We start from the raw sequence: 20,413 nt of genomic DNA, 5'->3' as shown, positions 1-20,413 counted from the left end.
CCCGGCCAAGGCCCACTGACAAGGACGATTAACGGCGGCGGGGGTGAGCCGGACTACACTATCGTGTCCCCTCGAACCACCCCGGCCACGCCGCAGTGCTCGCAACCCGGAAGGAGTCGGCGTGTCCCACCCCGACCACAAGACCACCTCTGTGCAGCCGCACCACGAGCGGCCGGAGCCTGCCGGCACGACCGCCGACGGCATCACCGCCGAGGGCTACAAGAAGACCCTGACCCGTCGACACGTCCAGATGATCGCGATGGGTGGGGCCATCGGCGTCGGCCTGTTCATGGGTGCTGGCGGGCGGCTGGCTTCGACGGGCCCGTCGCTCATCTTTTCCTACGCCATCGCCGGGCTGATCGCCTACTTCCTGATGCGCGCCCTGGGCGAGCTGATCATGTACCGCCAGTCTTCCGGCTCCTTCGTCAGCTACGCCGGGGAGCTTTTCGGCCCGAAGGGTGCCTTCCTGTCCGGCTGGATGTACGTCCTGAACTGGATCATGACCGGCATTGCCGAACTGATCGCGATCGGGCTGTACTTCCAGTTCTTCTTCCCCGGGGTCCCGATCGAGGTCTCGGCGATCTGTGCCCTGGCGTTGCTGGTTGCCGTCAACCTCTTCAGCGCCAAGGCGTTCGGGGAGTTCGAGTTCTGGGCCTCGGCACTGAAGGTCGCCGCGATCGTGCTGTTCCTCGTCGTCGGCATCGTCATGGTTGCGCTGAACACCCAGATCGGCGACGGCCACGCCGCCGTGTCCAACCTCTGGGCCAGTGAGGGCGGGATGTTCCCGCGCGGCTTCTTCATCTGCATCCTGGTGCTGAACTCCGTGGTCTTCGCCTACAACGCGATCGAACTGGTCGGCATCACCGCCGGTGAGATGGAGGATGCCGCCCGTGAGGTCCCGCGGGCCATCCGCGCCGTCGTGCTGCGCATCGTGGTCTTCTATGTCGGGTCGGTGACCCTGCTGGCCATGCTCATGCCGTGGGACCAGTACAAGAACGGCGAGAGCCCGTTCGTCACCGTGTTCGACCAGCTCGGAGCCGCCTGGATCGGGGACGTGATGAACTTCGTGGTCATCACCGCGGCCCTGAGCTCCTGCAATTCGGGGCTGTACTCCATCGGCCGTGTCTTCCGCGCGATGGCGAACAACGGGCACGCCCCGAAGTGGCTGGCCCGGATGAACAGCCGCTACGTCCCGTGGGCGGGCATCGTCGCCGTCGGCGTCGTCTACCTGATCGGCATCCTGGCCAACATCTGGCTGGGCGGATCCCATGCCTTCGACCTGGCGCTGAATACCGCCTCCATCGGCGTCATCTTCACCTGGGGCTCGATCTTTGCCTGCCAGCTGATGTTGCGCCACCGCAAGGGCAAGGTCTCCACCCTCCCGATGCCCGGCGCACCCTGGACCAGCTGGGCCGGGATCATCTCCCTGGTGGTCATCACCGTGCTGATCTCCTTCGACAGCTTGCCCGACCCGGCCACCGGCGAGGTCTTCCACCTGGGCCTCTACACAGTCGCCTGCATCCCGTTGATCGCCTTGGCCCTGTGGATCGGCTGGTTGCGGGTGCGCGGGAACAAGCCCGCCAGCGAGTTCTATTCCTGATGCCGCAAGGCAAAGAACGACGCCGTTGCGCTGGCCAGGACGCGGTCCTGCCCATCGCGGACCTCGCCTGAGGCGATGGCCGTCGAGCGGCCATAGTGCTCCACCCGGCCCACGGCCGAGACGACGCCGGAATCGATCGTCATCGCCCGGCGGAACCTCACCTGCAGGTCCGTTGTCGTCCAGGTCGTCCCGGCCGGGGATAGGGATTCCACGCTGAAGCCCAGCGCCGTGTCGAGCAGGGTGGACAGGAAGCCGCCATGCCCGGTGCCGATCGTGTTGAACTGCTGGGCATGCGGCTCGGTTTCGAGCCGGACCGAGCCCTCCTCGGCGTGGACGGTCCGCACCGCCAGCGCCGTCAGCAGCGGTGATTCGGGCAGTTCGCCGGCGACGATGGCCCGCAGGAAGTCCAGCCCCTGGCGGGAGCCGCTTTCGCGCCGCAGCTGTTCCGAGACCGCGATCATGTCGCGGCCGGTGGGGCGGGTGTCGGGGGAAATCGGCATGCCTACAGCGTAGGCGCGGTAGGCTCCCGGCATGGAATCGTTGCGAACCCAGCAGGATGTCAATGCAACCGCCGACGTGGTGTGGGGCGTGCTCCAGGATGGGGCCCAATACTGCACCTGGGTACCCGGCGTCGAGGACGTCGAGGGCGACGTCGAGGACGGACAGTCCATCATCCTGGTCGGATCCGATGGGGACGAGCGCACCCGGCTGAGGATCGCTGCGCAGGCCAACCGACGCATCATGACGTGGCAATCCGGCGCCGGCTTGGGCCTGGACAGCTCCGAAGTGACCTTCGATCTGTCGGATACCGGCTTCGGGTGCACCGTGGTGCTCACCCGGCGGGACTCGGGCATGCTGCACGGCCTGCTGGGTGGGGACGAGGACGCGAAAACCCGGCTGACCGAGCTGGCGGCCGCCCTGGCTGCCGCCGCTGAAACCCGGGCCTCCCATCGGGAAAGCCGGCACACCGTGGACGACGCCGCGCAAGCCGCCGATGGGACCGACGCGCCGGCTTCGGACCTGAACCCGGGCAGCGGGCCTGCCGAACCGCGCGGCATCTGATCCCGTGGCATCCGATCCCGGCCGGCCCGGGCAAACGCCGGGCCCTGCCCACTTGGCGGTGGAACAGGGCCCGGCGGCACGGAACGGCTAGCTGGGGTCCTCGGCCAGGATCCCGGTGTCGTGCGCGTCCGGGATCTCGGTGCCCCGCAACGACGCGCCGGCCGTCTCGGCCATGAACTTCACCGCGACCAGGCCGATCACCGCGGCGATCATCATGTAGACGGCGGGGAAGAGGACGAAGCCCGTCGTTTCGATGACGGCTTCGTTGACCATGGCCGCCGTGCCGCCCAGCAGCGCGGTGGCCACGTTGTAGGTGACAGCGAAGCCGGCGAACCGCACCTGCGAGGGGAACATCGCCGGGAAGGTCGCGGTGATCGTGGCCAGCTGCGGGATGTAGAGCAGGCCCAGGACCGCGAAGCCGAGGATGGCCAAGCCGAAGTTCTGGCCCATGAGCCAGAACATCGGCAGGGCGAAGATGAACAGGCCGATCACCGAGGTGTACCACATCGGCTTGCGCCCCACCTTGTCGGAGATGCTGCCCGCAAAGGGGATGACGGCCATCATGGCCACCTCCCCGACGATGATTACGATCAGGGACAAATTCGAATCCAGGCCCAGCTGGCTCTCCAGATACGTCGGCATGTAGCTGAGCAGCGTGTAGTTGACCATGTTCAGGCAGGCCACCAGGCCGAACATGACCACCATTGGACGCCAGTACCGGGTGATCAGGGCCTTCAGGCTGCTGCCCTCCTCGACCTCCCCGCGTTCCTCGAGCTCCTGGAACACGGGCGTGTCCTCGAGCTTGGAGCGCAGGTACAGGCCCACCAGGCCCATCGGCAGGGCCAGCATGAACGGGATGCGCCAGCCCCACGAGTTCATGGCGGCCTCGGGCAGTGCGACCTGGAAGACGAGCATGACGGCAGCGCCCAGGGCGAAGCCGCCCAGGGTGCCGAATTCGAGGAACGAGCCGAAGAACCCGCGCTTCTTGTCCGGGGCGTATTCGGCCATGAAGGTCGCCGCACCGCCGTATTCGCCACCGGTGGAGAAGCCCTGGACCATGCGCAGGAGGACCAGCAGGATGGGGGCGAGGATCCCGACGGTCTGGAAGGTCGGCAGCACGCCGATGAGGAAGGTGGCCCCGGACATCATCAGGATGGTCAGGGTCAGCACGGTCTTGCGGCCGAGCCGGTCGCCCAGCGGCCCCCAGACGAGGCCGCCGAGCGGGCGGACCACGAACGAGAGGGCCAGCGTGGCCAGGGCCAAGAGCGTGCCGTAGTCGCCAGGGAAGAAATGGAGGGTGATGTAGGTGACGGCGACGGAGTAGACGCCGTAGTCGAACCATTCGGTCAGGTTTCCCATGGCCGAGGCGGCGGTGGCCTTGCGGATCATCCCGCGGCCTTCGGCCGTGTGCAGGTCCGGTCCGATGTCCTCGGCGCGGTCGATGGAATGGTCCCCGTCCGCAACGGGGCTGTGCTTGCTGTCTTCCGGTGGCATCAATGCCTCCCAAATGTCTTCAGCGTGCGTCGACCGGATGCCCGTTCCCTGCCCCGGGGCGCCGGAAACGGTGACGGTCCACGATCCGGCAAAAGCACCGGAGTCGGTCAAAGCCCATCATATTACCGACGGGTGTAAAAGCCGTCAATTTCGTCATCCAGAGAAGGCAAGTTGACCGCCGAGGGGCGGGGTGGGAATCTAATAGTGAACGATTGGTCGGTAATTGTGTCCCGCGACGCACTGCGCCCGGCCGGCGAGCATGCCTGAACAGGGGCCAACCGAAGAGGAGTTTTCATGACCGAAGCATTCCTGGTGGGCGGAGCCCGCACCCCGGTCGGACGCTACGGCGGGGCCCTGAGTTCCGTGCGGCCCGACGACCTGGCCGCGCTGACCGTCAAGGCCGCAGTGGAACGGGCCGGGATCGACCCCGCGCTGGTGGACGAGGTCATCATCGGCAACGCCAATGGCGCCGGCGAGGAGAACCGCAACGTCGCCCGCATGGCCTGGCTGCTCGCCGGGTTCCCCGACACCGTTCCGGGCATCACCGTCAACCGCCTCTGCGCCTCGGGCATGTCCGCGATCACGATGGCCTCGCACATGGTCAAGGCCGGCGCCGCCGACCTCGTCGTCGCCGGAGGCGTCGAGTCGATGTCCCGCGCCCCCTGGGTGATGGAGAAGCCCACGAAGGCCTTCGCCAAACCCGGGGCCAGCTACGACACCTCCATCGGGTGGCGCTTCCCGAACCCGGCCTTCCTCTCCGGCGAGCTCTCGCGCGAGGGCAAGGCCACCTACTCCATGCCCGAGACCGCCGAGGAGGTCGCCCGCGTCTTCGGCACCTCCCGCGAGGACTGCGACGCCTTCGCCGTGCGCTCCCACGAACGCGCGCTGGCAGCCATCGCCGCCGGCCGCTTCGCCGACGAGATCGTCCCGGTCACCGTCACCGGCCGCAAGGGCGCCACCACCCTCGTGGACACCGATGAGGGGCCCCGCCCCGGCACCACCTTGGAGGTCCTGGCCGGGCTGCGCCCCGTGGTCAAGGGCGGCACCGTGGTCACCGCCGGCAACGCCTCCACCCTGAACGACGGCGCCTCGGCGATCATCGTCGCCTCCGAGGCCGCCATCGAGAAGTACGGACTGGCCCCGCGCGCCCGCATCCTCGACGGCGCCGCCGCGGGCCTGGCCCCGGAAATCATGGGCATGGGCCCGGTGCCGTCCTCCCGCAAGGTCCTCGAGCGCACCGGGCACACCGTTGACGAGCTGGCCGCGGTCGAACTCAACGAGGCCTTCTCCTCGCAGTCCCTGGCCTCGATGCGCGAACTCGGCCTGGACCCCGGCATCGTGAACAACGACGGCGGCGCGATCGCCCTGGGCCACCCGCTGGGGTCCTCCGGATCTCGCATCGCCATCACCCTGCTTGGCCGGCTCGAACGCGAGACCACCTCCGGGTCCAAACTCGGGTTGGCGACCATGTGCGTGGGCGTCGGCCAGGGCGCGGCACTGCTCGTCGAGGGCGTCTAGCCGTGGGCGCCGAAGGACACCAGCACGACGGCGGTGCCCGGCTGGATCCGTCTGCCTTCACCACTGTGCAGCTCACCGAGGCAGATGACCGCGTGTCGGTGCGATTGCATCGCCCCGAGGTCCGCAACGCGATCGACCAGGCGATGGTCGATGAACTCCACGTGGTGTGCACATACCTGGAGGCGAGGCCGAAGATCCTCATCCTCTCCGGTACCCCGGCGGACCCGGAGACCGGGGCCAAGGGGATCTTCGCCTCCGGAGCCGACATCGCCCAGCTGCGCGAGCGCCGTCGCCAGGACGCGCTGGCCGGAATCAATTCCACCTTGTTCGACCGGATCGCCCGGCTGCCGATGCCCGTGATTGCCGCCCTCGACGGGTACGCCCTCGGCGGCGGGGCCGAGCTGGCCTACGCCGCGGACTTCCGCATCGGCACCGAGGCCCTGCGGATGGGCAACCCCGAGACGAACCTGGGCATCCTCGCCGCCGCCGGGGCCACCTGGCGGCTGCGGGAACTGGTCGGCGAACCGATGGCCAAGGAGATCCTGCTGGCCGGGAAGGTCCTGCGCGGGGAGGACTGCCTGCGCGTCGGCCTCATTACCGAGCTCGTCGACCCCCAGGACCTCGACGCCTCCGCGCACGCCCTGGCCAATCGGATCGCCGCCCAGGACCCGTTGGCCGTGCGCGTGACCAAGTCCGTGTTCCATGCCCCCCGCGAAGCCCACCCCGTGATCGACACGCTGGCCCAGTCGATGCTCTTCGAATCGGAAGCCAAATTCGAGCGCATGCAGGCGTTCCTCGACAGGAAGAAGAAATGACGATGACCCAGACCCCCGACGAATCGAACCCCACCACGGGCCTTCCGGCACGGGTCGGGGTGCTGGGCGGCGGGCGCATGGGTGCCGGGATCGCCCATGCCTTCCTCATCCATGGAGCCGACGTGCTCGTCGTCGAACGCGACCAGGACAGCGCCGAGGCGGCCCGCGAACGCGTGGCGGCTGCTGTCGGCAAGTCCATCGACCGGGGGCTGGCCGGCACGGCCGAGGACCACCTGTCCCGGCTGGAGGTCTCCACCGAGTACGCCGATTTCGCCGACCGGGAACTGGTCGTCGAAGCGGTCCCGGAGATCTGGGACCTGAAGGTCTCCTCGCTGCAGGCCGTGGAGGCCGAACTCGGCCAGGACGCCGTGTTGGCCTCGAACACCTCCTCGCTGTCGATGACCGGCCTGGCCGGGCACCTGCAGCGCCCCGCCTCCTTCCTGGGCCTGCACTTCTTCAACCCGGTCCCGGCCTCGACCCTGGTCGAGGTCGTCATTGCCGAACAGACCCGCCCGGAATTGGTGGACACCGCTCGCAGCTGGGTCGCCGGATTGGGCAAGACCGCCGTCGTGGTCAACGACGCGCCCGGCTTCGCCTCCTCCCGGCTGGGAGTGGCGATCGCCCTGGAGGCCATGCGCATGCTCGAGGAGGGCGTCGCCTCTGCGGAGGACATCGACAATGCGATGGTGCTCGGCTACAAGCACCCCACCGGCCCGCTGAAGACCACCGACATCGTCGGGTTGGACGTGCGCCTGGGCATCGCGGAGTACCTGCACGAACAGCTCGGCGAGCGCTTCGCCCCGCCGGCGATCCTGCGGGCGAAGGTCGAGGCCGGCCACCTGGGCCGCAAGAGCGGCCAGGGCTTCTACGACTGGAGCTGAGCCCGCGCGGCATCGGGTCCGCTGTGCATGGCAGGATGGGCGCATGGACGAGGTGGACTGGGAGGGCGCCGTCAACGCCCGCCGCGTGGCCGGCCGGCTCTACCGGATGGGCCGCAGCGAATGGCTGACCGAACGCGGCTGGCGGCAGGCGTATGCCGACGGCATCCGTACGGTGGTGGACCTGCGCAATCCCGACGAGCGGCGCCGCCGTCCCACGGATCCGGACGTGGGCCCCGGCGCCCTGGCCGGCATCACGGTGCTCAACTGCCCCACGGAGGACCAGTCCCACGCAGGGTTCATGGCCGCCGCCGCATCGGCCGACACCCCGTATCTGAGCGACCCGCGCTACTACCCCGCGAACCTGGAGCACTTCCCGGACCTGGTAGCGGGGGTCTTCCGCGCCCTGGCACATGCGCGGGGATCCGTCGTCGTGCATTGTTCCGCCGGCCGGGACCGCACCGGCATGATCGTCTCGCTGGCCCTCGCCCTGGCCGGGAAACGGGACCTGGTCGCCACCCAGTACGACGCCGGGGCCCGCGGCATCAACGAATGGCACCGGATCAGCCCCGTGAAGCACCCGTACGAACGGCACCTGGCCCCCGGGGAACTCGACGAGGTGCTGGTGGGCCGGCAGGAATCCCTGGCCGCTTTCGTCGACGCGGTCGACGTCGAGGCATTCCTGCTCGGACACGGGCTCACCCCGGCGGAGATCGCCGCCGTGCGGGATCTGCTCGGCGCAGCGCCGGCCGCATCGTAAGCTGGCGCACATGAACCTGCTGGAACCGGTCACCCTGCGTGGGGACATCGTCAGCCTCGAGCCCCTGGCGCACGGTCACCACGACGGCCTGGTGGAGGCCGCCCGCGACGGCGAGCTGTGGAACCTCTGGTACACCGCCGTGCCCGATCCGGACGGAATGGCCCTGGAGATCGACCGGCGCCTGGCCCTGAAGGCGGCCGGAACCATGCTTCCCTTTGCGACCCGCCGGAACGCCGACGGCCTCCTGCTGGGCATGACCACCTACATGAACATCGACGCGGCGCTGCCGCGCGTGGAGATCGGTTCCACCTGGAACCGCGCCTCAGCGCAGGGCAGCGGTTCCAACCCTGACTCCAAGCTGCTGCTGCTCACCCACGCGTTCGAGACCCTCGGGTGCCCCGCCGTCGAATTCCGGACCCACTGGATGAACCAGCAGTCGCGGGCGGCGATCGAACGCCTCGGGGCCAAGCTCGACGGCGTCCTGCGCGCCCACCAGCGCACGGCCGACGGCTCCCTGCGCGACACCTGCGTCTACTCGATCACCGCCGCCGAATGGCCCCAGGTGCGCTCGGGGCTGCGTTTCCGCCTGTCACGGCACCACGCCGCCTCCGAACCGCCCGGACCCGGACACGGGACCCGCCCCTGACTTTTCGGATTCGACTTGCCAGAACCCAGCCCGGGGGAGTTGGCTGGTTGGCATGGCAAAAATCCTCATCCTCGGCGGAACCCAGTGGCTCGGCCGGACCATCGCGTTGCAGGCCCTCGGGGATGGCCATGACGTCGCCTGCCTGGCCCGTGGAGTGTCCGGCGGCTTCCCGGACGGTGCCACGGCCCTGGTGGCCGACCGGGAGGCGGACGGGGCCTACGACGACGCCGCCACCGGCCACTGGGACCTGGTCATCGAGCTGACCTGCAAGCCGGCCCACGCCAAGGCGGCGGTGGAGGCCCTCTCGCCCCACGCCGGGCACTGGGTCTACGTCTCGTCCTGTTCGGCCTACGCGCTGCACTCCAAGCCCGGCGCCGCGGAGGCCGCCACGTTGCTGGCTGCCCTGGACTCCAGCGCCGAATACTCCGACGAGCACTACGGGGCGGCAAAGGCCGGCTGCGAGTGGCTCACCGTGGCCTCGCGCGGAAACGCCGCAATGCTGGTGCGTCCCGGCCTGATCGGCGGGCCGGGGGACCCGTCGGGACGTTCCACCTATTGGCCCTTGCGCTTCGCCGCCGGCCGCGAACCGGTGCTGGTGCCCGACGACGGTGCGGACACCCGGTACGTGCAGGTCATCGACGTGCGGGACCTGTCCGCATTCATCCTGCAGGCCGGCCTGGCCGGGCGCAGCGGGCCCGTCAACGCGGTGGGCGCCGAAATGCCGCTCGGCGACGTCATCGCCAGCGCGCAGAGCGCCGCGGGCTTCGCCGGCCCGGTGGCCCCCTACCCGCTGCACCGGATGGAAGACGACCGGGTGGCCCCCTGGGCGGGACCGCGTTCCCTGCCGCTGGTGCTGACCGCCGGCACCGAGTACGCCGGATTCGCACGGCGCTCCGACCGCAAGGCGCTGCGCTGGGGGCTGGTCCGCAGGCCGCTGGCCGAGACGTTCGCCGACATCATCGCCGCCGACGGCGGGGTGCCCAGCGGGAACGCCGAAGGCCCGGCCTCGGGATTGAGCGCGGACCACGAGGCGGAGCTGATCGGCCAGCTGGCGTGAGCGCAACCGACAGTCCGTCGAGCATCCGATTGACACCTGCCAATCACGTGCGCGATACTCAAGGGGTTCTGTCCCCGCCGTAAGGAATCCTGGTGAACATCTCGGTCGCTTCCGCCTAGTCCAGCGCCGAGAACGCCGCGACCTTTCGCGGGCCGTGCTTCTGGCGCCTTCGCCGCCCAGGAGACCGACATGCAGAACCACCACCCCATCCTTCTTGACCATCTGTCCTTTGCCTGGCCCGGCGGACGCCGGCTCTTCGCTGACCTCAGCGCGATCTTGGGCCCCGGCACCACCGGGCTCATCGGTTCGAATGGCACCGGCAAATCCGCACTGCTCCGGCTGATCGCCGGTCAGCTGATGCCGGACCGGGGCACAGTGGGCGTGTCCTCGCCGCCGGCGTACCTGGAGCAGAACCCGGCCAGGGATCCACGTCGAACCGTGGCGTCGTTGCTGGGCATCTCCGATCGACTCGCCGCACTGCGCCGAATTCTGGGTGGGCAAACCGTGCGGCTGGAAGAGGACATGTCCCTCGTCGGCGACGACTGGGACCTGGAGGAACGCGCCATCGCCCTTTTGGCGGGATATGGGCTGCCGGACGTCGGTCCGGGTTTCCTTGACCGGACCACCCGGACCTTCTCCGGCGGTGAAGCGATGGTCATTTCCCTCGCGGGCATCGAAATGTCGGCGTGTGCGATCACGTTGCTCGATGAACCGACCAACAACCTGGACCGGCGGGCCCGCGCCCGGCTGTACTCGGTGATCGAGCGCTGGAACGGCACCTTGCTCGTCGCCACCCACGATCGGACGCTGCTGGGGCTCGTCGACGGCATTGCCGAACTGCGTCCCGTCGGTGTCCGGGCGGGGCTTTCCGGTTCGGCCGAACTGCACCTGCACGGCGGAGGGTGGGAACACTACCAGGAGGTCAAGGCTGCGGAGCGCGAGAGCGCCGAACGCCGCGTGCGTGATGCCCGCGCCAAAAGCGCAGTGGAACGTCGTCAGCAGGCCGAGGCCGAGACGAAGCTGGCCCGGCGGGCCAAGCAGGGGCCCAAAGCGGCCGATGGCCTGCCGAAGATCCTGGCCAATGAACTGCGCAAGCGCGCCCAGGAGACGGCTGGCCGCACACGCAAGTCGATGGCGGTCAGCAGTGATGCCGCACGGGCCGAGCTCGACGCCGCCCAAGACGACATGCCAGCAGACCTGTCGATCACCATCGAATTTCCGGCCACCAGCGTCCCCGCGGGACGAGAGCTGATGCGTCATGTCGCACCCATGGATGTGGCGTACAACGTGTTCGAAGACGGGCTCGAAGTGGTGCCCGGGGCGGGGCTTGCCATCCGAGGGCCCGAGTGGATCGTCCTGGCCGGCCGCAACGGATCCGGCAAGACTACGCTGCTGCAGGAACTGGAGCGATCCGCGGCGGTTCCGGTGGGCGTGCTGCGCCAGGACCTCGCCGCAGACGGCGGCGGCTGGGAAGGAGTGGACGTCACGGCATCGGTCCTGGACAACGTGAGGGCGGTGGCGCCACAGGCACCCGTGGAGGACGTCAGGGCGCAGTTGGCCCACTTCCACTTCCGCGGCTCACGCGTCGGGCAACCTGTGGCCCAATTGTCCGGCGGCGAGGCCTTCCGCGTCGCAATGGCCCGCATCCTGCTGGCCGACCCTGCGCCCCAGCTGCTGCTCCTGGACGAGCCGACGAACAACCTCGATCTCGAGACCACGGCACAACTGCTGGGGGCCCTGCGGTCCTACGCGGGCGCCCTGGTCGTCATCAGCCACGATGAGGAGTTCCTGCAGGAGCTGGGTCGGGCAGGAGGGCATGCGCTCCGCCAGTGGGAACTCCAGCGCACGGCGGATGCGTCGCCCGCGTTCCTTCAGGTGGACGCTGAAGCCGAAGCGGACTGAGTCGGACCAGGCCGGTGCCGGCCTGGTCCGCGGGTAGATCAGTGTGCCGGCCGGACCTGTGCCACGGCGGGTTCGCGCGTGGGCGCATGGGCCATGGACCATACCCCCACTTCCGCCAGGGCGAGGATCCCGAATGCCACCAGCCCGTGCAGGAGGCCGAGCACCGGAGTTGAGAAGGCCGCCAGTGCCAGCGCCACCTGGACGACGACGGCCAGCACGAGCCAGAGTGCCCAGCGGACGCCGGCCCGGGCGATGAGCGCGACGACCAGAAGGGCCAGGACCAGGATCGGAATGACATACATGCCGATGGTCCCGTGGATCATGGCGGCGGCAGGCGGTCCGGAGACCTCTGCCCCCGATTCGAGGGTGTTGATGACGATGAACGTCGTCCAGGCGATCAGGGCTGCTTGGATGACGACGGCTGCCGCAATGAGGTGGGCAAGGATCTTGTAGGTTTGCCGCATGGTGGCGATTCCTCCAACAGGAAAGGGCGGACCCTGTGGCCCGTCCGGGAGTGGGCGCTGCGCGCCCGAAGCAAGTCGCCGGATGTATGCCGACCACAATCGCGCGCGCCGCCACGATGCGGCCGTTGGGGACACATTAGGCCCGGAAGGAAGGCTGCACAAGATTTTTGACAGCAATTCCGCAAAGAATTCTTGTCATCTGTTCCCGCGCCGCGTAGCGCCTTGTTACGACCAGGCGACCGCGAGCAGGTCACCGAGCAGCTCCTCCGGGTCCTGGTCGATCCCGCGGTTGGCGAACCATGTGCAGACATTCCGGCAGTCGCGCGCCAGCAGGTCCGCTCCCAGTGGGTTCGCCGCCAGGTCAACCAGCTGCGGCAGGTCGATGACGACCAGCCGCGGTCCGGCTGCCAGGATGTTGTAGGGGGAGAGGTCGCCGTGGGCATAGCCCAGTGCCGCAAATCCCCGCATGGCCTCGAGGATTTGGGCGAAGTAGGAATCGAGCAGCGGCGGATCGGGGCGCAGCTGGTGCAGCCGCGGGGCTGCGGAGCCGACGCGGTCCGGGTCCTCGATGAATTCCATGAGGATCTCGGTCCCGTCGATCTGCACGGGGTAGGGGACGGGGATTCCGGCGTCGTGTGCCTGGACCAGGTAGTTCCATTCCGCGGCGGCCCATTGGGTCGCTTCCACCTGGCGTCCGTAGGTGCTGCCGTTCTTCAGGGCACGGGCGTCACGCGTGCGGCGAACCGTGCGCCCCTCGGTGTAGATCGTGGAGCGGTGGAAGGCGCGCTGGTCGGGGGTGTGGTAGCGCTTGGCGGCCAGGATCGAGGTGCGCTCACCTGTCGCGCGCTCGATGAGGAAGACATCGGCCTCCTTGCCCGTCTTCAGGATGCCCAACTCGGTGTCGATGGCACCGGCGTCCTCGATGACGAACTCGGGGTAGGGCTGGGGCCCGCGCATTGATTTCTCGATGCCGGGCCAGGTGGACCAGCGTTGGTCCGCGGTTAGGTTGTCATCCAGGACGTTCCAGTCGGCCGGACGTGCCTCCAGCGCGCTGGAAGGACGGTGCTGGCGTCGTGGCTCGAAGGTGTCAGGGGCGTCGGCGTCGAGGCGTGGGGTCATGGCGTGGGGTACTCCCGGGATGCGGATGCTGGATGGTCGGGGCGTGCGGTGCGGATCGGACCGTCATGATGACCTCCCGGGGGTGGGCGATGGTGTTAGGCGGTTCCATCCAACTACAGTGATCGACAAAAGTCAATCACTCTTCCAGAGCGGTTCGGGACGCGTCATGTAAGCTGGATCCCAAATACTGACCGATCGTTCAGGAAGGACTTGTCGACGATGACAACACAGACTGCCGAGCTGGTTCCCAGCTACGTCCAGGACGCCTGGTGGGCCCCGGAAGACCATGAGGGCGCCACCCGGGTGCTTGATGCCAACACCGGCGAGGAGCTGGCCCTGGTGAGCACCGACGGCCTCGACCTGGCCGCCGCCGTGGAGTACGGGCGGACGGTGGGCCAACGGGAGCTTGGCCGGCTGACCCTGCATGAACGTGCATTGAAGCTCAAGGAGATGGCCCAGTACCTCAACGAGCGCCGCGAGGAGCTCTACGAGATCTCGTACCGCACCGGGGCCACGAAGGTCGACAACATGGTCGACATCGACGGCGGGATCGGCGTCCTGTTCACGTTCTCCTCCAAGGGCCGACGTGAACTGCCGAACTCCAATGTCATTCCGGACGGACCGGCCGAGCCGCTCTCACGCGACGGATCGTTCCTTGGCGGCCACATCTACACCCGCATCCCCGGCATTGCCGCCCAGATCAACGCCTTCAACTTCCCGGTCTGGGGGATGCTGGAGAAGTTCGCACCGGCCTTCATCGCCGGGGTCCCGACGATCGCGAAACCGGCCACGCCGACCGGCTACCTCTCCACAGCCGTCGTGCGCATGCTGGTGGAGTCGGGTCTGTTGCCTGCCGGTTCCCTGCAGCTCGTCTCCGGATCGGCCCGCACCCTGCTGGACGTCCTGGACTACCGCGACATGGTCTCCTTCACCGGATCGGCCTCGACCGCGAATGCCCTGAAGTCGCACCGGAACGTGGTCACCGGCGGAGTGCGCTTCACCGCCGAGACCGATTCGCTCAACGCCGCTATCCTCGGACCCGACGCCACGCCGGGCACCCCCGAATTCGATGCGTTCATCAAGTCCGTGACCACGGAGATGACCGTCAAGGCCGGCCAGAAGTGCACCGCCATCCGCCGCACCATCGTCCCCGAAGCGGTCCGCGACGACGTCGTTGCCGCCATCGGGGAGCGGCTTACGCAACGGGTGGTGGTCGGCGACCCCCGGGCCGAGGGCGTGACCATGGGCGCGCTGGCCTCGCTGGACCAGCTGCGGGACGTGCGCGGCGCCGTCGAGGCCATGGTGGCCGCCGGTGGCGAAATCGCCTACGGCACCCTGGACGCACCCGTCGTGCGGACCGCATCGGGCGAGGAACGCACGGTCGCCGATGGGGCCTTCATGTCGCCGGTCCTGCTGACGTGGGCCGATGCAGACGCCGAATCCGTGCATTCGCTCGAGGCCTTCGGCCCCGTCTCCAGCGTGCTCGGCTACACCGACCTGGACGACGCGATCCGCCTCGCAGCCCGCGGTGCCGGATCGCTGGTGGCCACCGTGTGCACCAACGACGGGGACACCGCGCGCGAACTGACCACCGGAATCGCCGGGTACCACGGCCGCGTCCACATCCTGAACCGGGAAACCGCGCGCACCTCCACCGGCCACGGCTCGCCGGTGCCTCACCTGGTGCACGGCGGTCCCGGACGGGCCGGCGGCGGTGAGGAACTCGGTGGCATCCGCGCGGTCAAGCACCACATGCAGCGCACCGCCGTCCAGGGATCGCCGAACATGCTCACCGCGGTCACCGGCGTCTGGCACACCGGAGCCGACCGGGTCATCGCCGGTGCCGCCGAATTCGGTGCCGTGGAGGGCGCCGTGCATCCGTTCCGCAAGTCCCTGGCCGAACTGCGGATCGGCGACGCGTTCGCCTCCCCGCTGCGAGAGGTCACCCTGCAGGACATCACGGACTTCGCCAACACCACCGGCGACACCTTCTACGCCCACACCGATGCCGCCGCAGCGGAGGCGAACCCGTTCTTCCCCGGCGTCGTGGCCCACGGCTACCTGCTGGTCTCCTGGGCCGCTGGCCTGTTCGTCCAGCCGGCACCGGGGCCGGTGCTGGCCAACTACGGGCTGGAGAACCTGCGGTTCATCACCCCGGTGCCGGCAGGCGACAAAATCCGGGTCACCCTGACGGCCAAAAAGATCACCCCGCGTGTCACCGACGAGTACGGCGAAGTGGCCTGGGACGCGATCATCCACAACCAGGACGACGAAATTGTCGCCACCTACGATGTCCTGACCCTGGTGGAGAAGGACAACGTTACCTACAGGAACTGGGCTTCGTAGCGGGGCAACCAACGATGAGCAAGGAGGACCTGTCCGGCGGGCAGGTCCTCCTTCATATGGGGGACACCGGGTGGACCGGCGCCGCGTGGATCAGTAGGCCTTGACGCGCTGCTCGACGATCAGGTGGATCAACGCGAAGCGTCCCTCATTGTCGATGGCGGACAGCGCCGCTTCCAGCGCAGCGGGCACCTCGGCGTCGTTCTCCACCCGCACGCCGAAGCCACCGAAGGCCTGCGCCATGGTCGCGAAGTCCGGGTTCTTCAACTGCGTGCCCGACACGCGCTCGGGGTAGTCGCGTTCCTGGTGGGTGCGGATCGTGCCGTATTCCTGGTTGTCCATGACGATGACCAGCGGGGTGGCCCCGTACTGGGCGGCGGTTGCCAGTTCCTGGCCGTTCATGAGGAACTCGCCGTCGCCGGCGATGGTCACCACGCGGCGTCCGGGGGTGGCCAGCGACGCGGCGACGGCCGAGGGGATCGAGTAGCCCATCGAGCCGTTGCGGGCGCTGATCATGGAGGCGTATCCGTTGGTGGGGAAGTAGCGGTGCGCCCAGTTGGTGTGCTCGCCGGCACCGAAGGTGACCAGGGCATCCTCGGGCAGCGACGCCACGAGGTTCGCCATGAGGGTGGCCATCCTGGCCTGGCCGTCGCCGGGGGTGGCGTCGGGCAAGGCCGCGAACTTCTCCTGCTCCGCACGCATGCGGTTGGTCCACTCGCGCCAGCTGTCCTTCACCGGCAGGTCCATGCGCACCAGGTCGCGCACGAAGACGTCCGGCTTGGCGACGATCTGGTGGGACACGGGCCCGGAGCGACCGCGCAGCGAGGGGTCGATGGTGACCAGGAAGTTCTTCTTGTCCCAGTTCTGCCGGATCGCGAACCCGTCGGTGATCACGTCACCGGGGACCGTGCCGACGAAGACCAGCAGGTCGGTTTCCTCCAGCAGGTCGTAGGTCGGCTTCGGGCGGCCATAGCCAATGGGGCCGACGTACGACGGCGAATTGAACGGCACCGTGCCCTCGCAGCGCCATTCGGCGGCGGCCGGAAGGCCGTGCTCCTCGAGCCAGGTGGTGAACGCGCTGGCTCCCTCGGCGCTCCAGTCGTTCCCGCCGAAGATGAACAGCGGCTTGTCCGCTTCCTTCAGCGCATCGTGCAGCGCTTTCCAATCGGTGACGGTCATGCCCCCGCTGGCCACCGGGATCCTTGGATGGACCTCGGCCGGGATCTGGCGCTTGATGATGTCCTCGGGCAGCCCGACGACCACGGGACCCGGACGTCCGGACATGGCGGCGAACATGGCCTCGGCGACGACCTCGGAGGCCCGCTCGGCGTGGTCGAGGATCATCACGCGCTTGGCGTTGGTGCCGAACCAGGCCTTCGGCTCGAACTCCTGGAAGGCCTCCTTCTCGCGGTGTTCGAAGGGGATCAGCCCCACGAACAGGACCATCGGCGTGGAGTCCTGCCAGGCGGTGTGCAGGCCGACGTGGGCGTTCGCTGCGCCGGGGCCGCGGGTGACCATGGCGATGCCGGGCAACTGGTTCATCTTGCCGTCGGCCTCGGCCATGTACGCGGCGCCGCCCTCGTGGCGGCACACGATCGTGTCGATGGGGGAGCCATGCAGGCCATCGAGGACGTCGAGGTAGCTCTCGCCCGGGACCACGTAGGTGCGCTGGACGCCGTGTGCGACCAGTGTGTCCACGATGACGTGACCGGCGGACTTCATGGTGGCATCGGCCGCGGCGTGCTCCGGGCCTGTGGCCTCGGTCTGGATGGTTGTCACGGGGGGACCTCTCTCGCCGTTGTGATTCCTGGGTGGAACGACGCGGGCGCCCCGAAGGAGCCGCGGCGTCGTTGCCTGCTGCACGCCAAATTACCGGAAGGGGGCCACCGACCCCAGAACGCGGGACACGATGTCGTCATGTATGGGACGCAGGTCACTTTCCGTTGACGGGCGTCCGGCATGCCGGGACCGCCCGCGAATGCGCCGACTCCCGTAGTCTGGGTCGACATGAGCGAACCATCGGACCGTGCATTCGGCCACGCACCCACGCCCGTTTTGCGACCCTGGACCCTGGGGGACCGGGACGTCGCGGCGGTCCAGCGCGCCTTCGCCTGGCCCGGCATGGCGGCGCAGGCGCGGAACCCGATCGCCACCGCGGTCGGCGCCCGCTCGTGGCTGGAACCAATGGTGCCAGCGTCAGCCGATGCGGAACCGCGGTGCGTGGCCTTCGCCATCGACCTGGACGGGGTGGCTGTTGGCCACGTGATGGTTTCCGCCATCGAACGGGTCCATCTCACCGGGTGGGTCTCGTATTGGGTGGCGCCACCGGCACGCGGGCGGGGGCTTGCTGGAGCGGCCACGGCGGCACTGGCCGACCACTGCTTCACCGTTCAGGGGCTGTTCCGGCTGGAGCTGGGGCACCGCCTCAACAACCCGGCCTCGGGGCGGGTCGCCGCCGCTGCGGGCTTCGTCCGCGAGGGCACCGAGCGGCAGAAGCTGCGCTACCGGGATGGAGATGGTTGCTGGGAGCGGTACGACACCGCCCTGTGGGCGAGGCTGGCGACCGATCCGGCCCCCGCCGTCGTGCCTTTGTGGATCGCGGCAAAGTGAGCATCCCCGCCCGGGCGGGGGAGACCGGTCAGCGGATGTGGGTGCCCAGGCCCGCGGCGCGGAACATGCGCTCGTAGATTGCGTGGATGACCGGTTTCTTGCGGCGGTTGTAGTCCATGACCGTGCCGATCTCGGCCGAGGTGGCCGCGGCGGCGGCCAGCTTCGCGTCCCGGTACCGGGCGGCGTCCGTGTGGTGGCGGTGCAGCCAGTCGCGGAACATGCGGTGTCGGATGGTCTCGGGGCAGCCGGGTCCGAACACGTGGACGTTGGCCGTTGGATCCGTACCGCGAAAGCAGCGGTGCTCGTGCCATTGCGGTTCCCGGACGACCAGGGTGAACCCGGCGGACTCCAGGGCGCCGCGGTAGGCAGGTTCGTCGGCGGGGTCCGCGACGGCCAGGTCGACATCGACGACGGGTTTCGCGGGCAGCCCGGGGACCGCAGTGGAACCAACATGCTCGACGGCGAGGGCGGCAGGGCCCAGGGCGGTGCGGAGGCGTTCGGCGATCTGCTCGAACGTGGCCGGCCACGCCGGGTCGTGGTCGACGACGACGACGGGGCCCGGGGTGGGGCCACCGGCGAGCCATATGGCTGCGGCGGGATTGGACTCGTGGTGTGTGGTGATCTGTTCGTCGCCGGCCATGTGCAGGAGGCTACTGTCCGCGGCCGCCGTGGTGAAGGGGGCCGGGTGCCTCAGGCCTGCTGGTAGGGGCTCGGCGGGTATTCCGCGGCGTCGTCCTGGGTCGCCTCGGCCGGGAGCTGCCGCCAGGACCACCAGCCGAAGAGCGAGGTCCCGAACTGCAGGACCAGGACCGCCAGGGTGGCGAAGGCAGGCTGGTTGCCGAAGTAGACGGCGATCTGTGCGACGGCGGAGGCCGCCACGACCAGCCATGCCCAGCGCAACCCGTTGGCGATGCCGACCAGGCCGGCGGGCACGAGCGCGGCGAAGGCGAGTGTCAGCCAGAAGCTGGCCTGGATGCTGGCCAGGTCCAGGCCGCTGAAGATCGTGGGCACGGCGGAGGCGAAGGCGATGAGGACCGTGAGGACGAACCCCCAGACCAGCGCGGATGCCGTGAAGGGCTGGACCTCGACCAGGCGGGCGAACTTCCCGCGCATCCGGTACTTGCTGAAGCGCCACAGGCCGTAGACCGGCACCAGCAGGTAGGGCACCGCCTTGAACATGCCGTCGAACCCGAATTGCAGGGCGATGACCAGCGGGCCGGCGAAGACGGCGAGGACCTGGAACCACCAGCCCAGGTCGTTGCGGCGGGCCAGGAGCAGCAGTGCGATCCCGGTCAGGAGCACGCCGAGTGCATCGAGCGCCACGATCGTGGCGGTATCGGTGCCCAGGGGCTGGTTGAACAGGGACTGGAAGAGCTGGTCCACGAAGGCTGCCTATCGAACGGATGCGTGCATGCGCGGGCCAGGGGCCACACGAGGGGAACCCTTTGATGGTACCGCCGGGCCGTGGTCGTGCCCGAATCCGCAGGTGCCCCGGACCGATCCGCCGGACCAGCCGCAGGCCCGTGGGGATCAGGCGCGCAGCCCGTCCAGCATCATGGCGATCGCGTTGTCCTCGACCTGCTGCGGGGTCGAGGGGCCGTCGGGGCGGTACCACTCGACGAGCGAGTTGATGGTGCCGAAGAGCAGGCGGGTGGTGGTCCGCGGGTCGATGTCCGCCCGCAGCGAGCCCTCCTGCTGGGCTGACACGACGAGGTCGGCTAGCCGCCGGTCCACCGCGCGCCGCCGCTCCAGGGCAGTCCGCTCGATCTCCGTGTTCCCGCGCAGGCGCAGCAGCAAGGTCACGTAGGGCTGGCGTTCGATGAGCACCTGGATGGTCGAGCGCAGCACGAACTCCAGCCGGACCGCGGCCGTTCCGGTGGTGGCCCGGGGGTCGGCTCCCAGGGCCTCCAGCGGCTCCAGCGCCTCGTCCAGCGCCTTGTCCAGCAGGTCCCCCTTGGAGGGGACATGGTGGTAGATGGCCGACTTGCTGATGCCCAGGTTGTCCGCCAGCGTGCCCATGGACGTCGCGTCGTAGCCGTGCTTGTTGAAGACCTGCACAGCGATCGAGAGGACGGATTCCTGGTCGTGGCCGGGGCGGCCGCGTTTGGCCCCCGCGGGCTTGCTGGCGATGGTGGGCATCCCCCG

Annotated in this window: 19 protein-coding genes; 11 read left to right on the top strand and 8 right to left on the bottom strand. The window is 68.9% G+C overall.

The annotated features are described in order from the left end of the window. The first annotated feature begins 151 nt into the window (after positions 1-151). A complete protein-coding gene (locus tag AB8M85_RS02235; RefSeq protein ID WP_372697698.1) occupies positions 152-1,600 on the top strand; it encodes an amino acid permease in 1,449 nt (482 codons plus the stop codon). Here the strand turns inward: AB8M85_RS02235 and AB8M85_RS02230 are convergent. Then, positions 1,591-2,100: a PaaI family thioesterase gene (locus AB8M85_RS02230; protein ID WP_372697134.1), complete on the bottom strand. Its 510-nt coding sequence runs from the start codon at positions 2,098-2,100 to the stop codon at positions 1,591-1,593. The genes AB8M85_RS02235 and AB8M85_RS02230 overlap by 10 nt on opposite strands. A gap of 31 nt (positions 2,101-2,131) precedes the next feature. Between AB8M85_RS02230 and AB8M85_RS02225 the strand changes: the two genes are divergently transcribed. Further along, the gene (locus tag AB8M85_RS02225; RefSeq protein WP_372697133.1) at positions 2,132-2,662 is read left to right on the top strand and encodes an SRPBCC family protein; all 531 of its coding nucleotides are present in this window, start codon (positions 2,132-2,134) and stop codon (positions 2,660-2,662) included. 87 nt (positions 2,663-2,749) lie between these two features. On the opposite strand, the gene AB8M85_RS02220 is transcribed toward AB8M85_RS02225, so the two are convergent. Beyond that, positions 2,750-4,156 (bottom strand): MFS transporter, encoded by a 1,407-nt coding sequence (locus AB8M85_RS02220; protein ID WP_372697132.1) that lies wholly within the window; start codon positions 4,154-4,156, stop codon positions 2,750-2,752. Between the two features lie 294 nt (positions 4,157-4,450). Between AB8M85_RS02220 and AB8M85_RS02215 the strand changes: the two genes are divergently transcribed. The 7 genes from AB8M85_RS02215 to AB8M85_RS02185 all read left to right on the top strand — a co-directional run bounded on the left by AB8M85_RS02215 (position 4,451) and on the right by AB8M85_RS02185 (position 11,732). Then, the gene (locus AB8M85_RS02215) at positions 4,451-5,674 is read left to right on the top strand and encodes an acetyl-CoA C-acyltransferase (protein ID WP_372697131.1); all 1,224 of its coding nucleotides are present in this window, start codon (positions 4,451-4,453) and stop codon (positions 5,672-5,674) included. Positions 5,675-5,715: 41 nt separating this feature from the next. After that, positions 5,716-6,489 (top strand): enoyl-CoA hydratase/isomerase family protein, encoded by a 774-nt coding sequence (locus AB8M85_RS02210; protein ID WP_372697697.1) that lies wholly within the window; start codon positions 5,716-5,718, stop codon positions 6,487-6,489. 2 nt (positions 6,490-6,491) lie between these two features. Next, positions 6,492-7,370, top strand: coding sequence for a 3-hydroxyacyl-CoA dehydrogenase family protein (locus AB8M85_RS02205; protein ID WP_372697696.1), 879 nt, complete (start codon positions 6,492-6,494; stop codon positions 7,368-7,370). A gap of 43 nt (positions 7,371-7,413) precedes the next feature. Next, positions 7,414-8,127, top strand: coding sequence for a tyrosine-protein phosphatase (locus AB8M85_RS02200; RefSeq protein ID WP_372697130.1), 714 nt, complete (start codon positions 7,414-7,416; stop codon positions 8,125-8,127). Between the two features lie 10 nt (positions 8,128-8,137). Next, the gene (locus tag AB8M85_RS02195) at positions 8,138-8,773 is read left to right on the top strand and encodes a GNAT family N-acetyltransferase (protein ID WP_372697129.1); all 636 of its coding nucleotides are present in this window, start codon (positions 8,138-8,140) and stop codon (positions 8,771-8,773) included. Between the two features lie 52 nt (positions 8,774-8,825). After that, a complete protein-coding gene (locus tag AB8M85_RS02190; RefSeq protein ID WP_372697128.1) occupies positions 8,826-9,830 on the top strand; it encodes an NAD-dependent epimerase/dehydratase family protein in 1,005 nt (334 codons plus the stop codon). 189 nt (positions 9,831-10,019) lie between these two features. Further along, complete coding sequence (locus tag AB8M85_RS02185; RefSeq protein ID WP_372697127.1) at positions 10,020-11,732, top strand: ATP-binding cassette domain-containing protein; 1,713 nt, start codon at positions 10,020-10,022, stop codon at positions 11,730-11,732. A 38-nt stretch (positions 11,733-11,770) separates the two neighbouring features. Here AB8M85_RS02185 and AB8M85_RS02180 read toward each other — a convergent pair whose 3' ends face one another. Together AB8M85_RS02180 and AB8M85_RS02175 are read right to left on the bottom strand one after the other, a co-directional pair. Continuing rightward, positions 11,771-12,196, bottom strand: a complete 426-nt coding sequence (locus AB8M85_RS02180) for a hypothetical protein (RefSeq protein ID WP_372697126.1) — start codon at positions 12,194-12,196, stop codon at positions 11,771-11,773. Between the two features lie 225 nt (positions 12,197-12,421). Then, positions 12,422-13,315, bottom strand: coding sequence for a serine protein kinase RIO (locus tag AB8M85_RS02175; RefSeq protein WP_372697125.1), 894 nt, complete (start codon positions 13,313-13,315; stop codon positions 12,422-12,424). Positions 13,316-13,534: 219 nt separating this feature from the next. Here AB8M85_RS02175 and paaZ point away from each other — a divergent pair, with 219 nt between their 5' ends. Further along, positions 13,535-15,661: a phenylacetic acid degradation bifunctional protein PaaZ gene (gene paaZ, locus AB8M85_RS02170; RefSeq protein ID WP_372697124.1), complete on the top strand. Its 2,127-nt coding sequence runs from the start codon at positions 13,535-13,537 to the stop codon at positions 15,659-15,661. Positions 15,662-15,751: 90 nt separating this feature from the next. Here paaZ and AB8M85_RS02165 read toward each other — a convergent pair whose 3' ends face one another. Continuing rightward, the gene (locus tag AB8M85_RS02165; RefSeq protein WP_372697695.1) at positions 15,752-17,380 is read right to left on the bottom strand and encodes a thiamine pyrophosphate-dependent enzyme; all 1,629 of its coding nucleotides are present in this window, start codon (positions 17,378-17,380) and stop codon (positions 15,752-15,754) included. A gap of 285 nt (positions 17,381-17,665) precedes the next feature. On the opposite strand from AB8M85_RS02165, the gene AB8M85_RS02160 reads away from it, so the two are divergent. Beyond that, positions 17,666-18,268: a GNAT family N-acetyltransferase gene (locus AB8M85_RS02160; protein ID WP_372697123.1), complete on the top strand. Its 603-nt coding sequence runs from the start codon at positions 17,666-17,668 to the stop codon at positions 18,266-18,268. Between the two features lie 28 nt (positions 18,269-18,296). On the opposite strand, the gene AB8M85_RS02155 is transcribed toward AB8M85_RS02160, so the two are convergent. From AB8M85_RS02155 to AB8M85_RS02145, 3 genes are all read right to left on the bottom strand, one after another. Next, positions 18,297-18,908 carry a GrpB family protein gene (locus AB8M85_RS02155; protein WP_372697122.1) on the bottom strand — a complete coding sequence of 204 codons (612 nt, stop codon included), beginning with the start codon at positions 18,906-18,908 and terminating at the stop codon, positions 18,297-18,299. A 50-nt stretch (positions 18,909-18,958) separates the two neighbouring features. Beyond that, a complete protein-coding gene (locus tag AB8M85_RS02150) occupies positions 18,959-19,651 on the bottom strand; it encodes a nicotinamide mononucleotide transporter (protein ID WP_372697121.1) in 693 nt (230 codons plus the stop codon). A 147-nt stretch (positions 19,652-19,798) separates the two neighbouring features. Further along, positions 19,799-20,407 carry a TetR/AcrR family transcriptional regulator gene (locus tag AB8M85_RS02145; protein ID WP_372697120.1) on the bottom strand — a complete coding sequence of 203 codons (609 nt, stop codon included), beginning with the start codon at positions 20,405-20,407 and terminating at the stop codon, positions 19,799-19,801. Positions 20,408-20,413: the final 6 nt, after the last annotated feature.

Origin of the sequence: Arthrobacter sp. JSM 101049, assembly GCF_041679245.1 — a bacterium.
GTDB lineage: Bacteria > Actinomycetota > Actinomycetes > Actinomycetales > Micrococcaceae > Arthrobacter_H.
Note: the sequence above shows the minus strand (reverse complement) of the source record. Positions and strands in the feature narration are given on the sequence as shown.

Coding starts and splice junctions, on each gene's coding strand:
- AB8M85_RS02215 (WP_372697131.1), top strand. CDS start 4,451: ATGACCGAAGCATTCCTGGTGGGCGGAGCCCGCACCCCGGTCGGACGC.
- AB8M85_RS02195 (WP_372697129.1), top strand. CDS start 8,138: ATGAACCTGCTGGAACCGGTCACCCTGCGTGGGGACATCGTCAGCCTC.
- AB8M85_RS02160 (WP_372697123.1), top strand. CDS start 17,666: ATGAGCGAACCATCGGACCGTGCATTCGGCCACGCACCCACGCCCGTT.
- AB8M85_RS02220 (WP_372697132.1), bottom strand. CDS start 4,156: ATGCCACCGGAAGACAGCAAGCACAGCCCCGTTGCGGACGGGGACCAT.
- AB8M85_RS02225 (WP_372697133.1), top strand. CDS start 2,132: ATGGAATCGTTGCGAACCCAGCAGGATGTCAATGCAACCGCCGACGTG.
- AB8M85_RS02180 (WP_372697126.1), bottom strand. CDS start 12,196: ATGCGGCAAACCTACAAGATCCTTGCCCACCTCATTGCGGCAGCCGTC.
- AB8M85_RS02190 (WP_372697128.1), top strand. CDS start 8,826: ATGGCAAAAATCCTCATCCTCGGCGGAACCCAGTGGCTCGGCCGGACC.
- AB8M85_RS02155 (WP_372697122.1), bottom strand. CDS start 18,908: ATGGCCGGCGACGAACAGATCACCACACACCACGAGTCCAATCCCGCC.
- paaZ (WP_372697124.1), top strand. CDS start 13,535: ATGACAACACAGACTGCCGAGCTGGTTCCCAGCTACGTCCAGGACGCC.
- AB8M85_RS02175 (WP_372697125.1), bottom strand. CDS start 13,315: ATGACCCCACGCCTCGACGCCGACGCCCCTGACACCTTCGAGCCACGA.
- AB8M85_RS02230 (WP_372697134.1), bottom strand. CDS start 2,100: ATGCCGATTTCCCCCGACACCCGCCCCACCGGCCGCGACATGATCGCG.
- AB8M85_RS02200 (WP_372697130.1), top strand. CDS start 7,414: ATGGACGAGGTGGACTGGGAGGGCGCCGTCAACGCCCGCCGCGTGGCC.
- AB8M85_RS02165 (WP_372697695.1), bottom strand. CDS start 17,380: ATGAAGTCCGCCGGTCACGTCATCGTGGACACACTGGTCGCACACGGC.
- AB8M85_RS02205 (WP_372697696.1), top strand. CDS start 6,492: ATGACCCAGACCCCCGACGAATCGAACCCCACCACGGGCCTTCCGGCA.
- AB8M85_RS02145 (WP_372697120.1), bottom strand. CDS start 20,407: ATGCCCACCATCGCCAGCAAGCCCGCGGGGGCCAAACGCGGCCGCCCC.
- AB8M85_RS02185 (WP_372697127.1), top strand. CDS start 10,020: ATGCAGAACCACCACCCCATCCTTCTTGACCATCTGTCCTTTGCCTGG.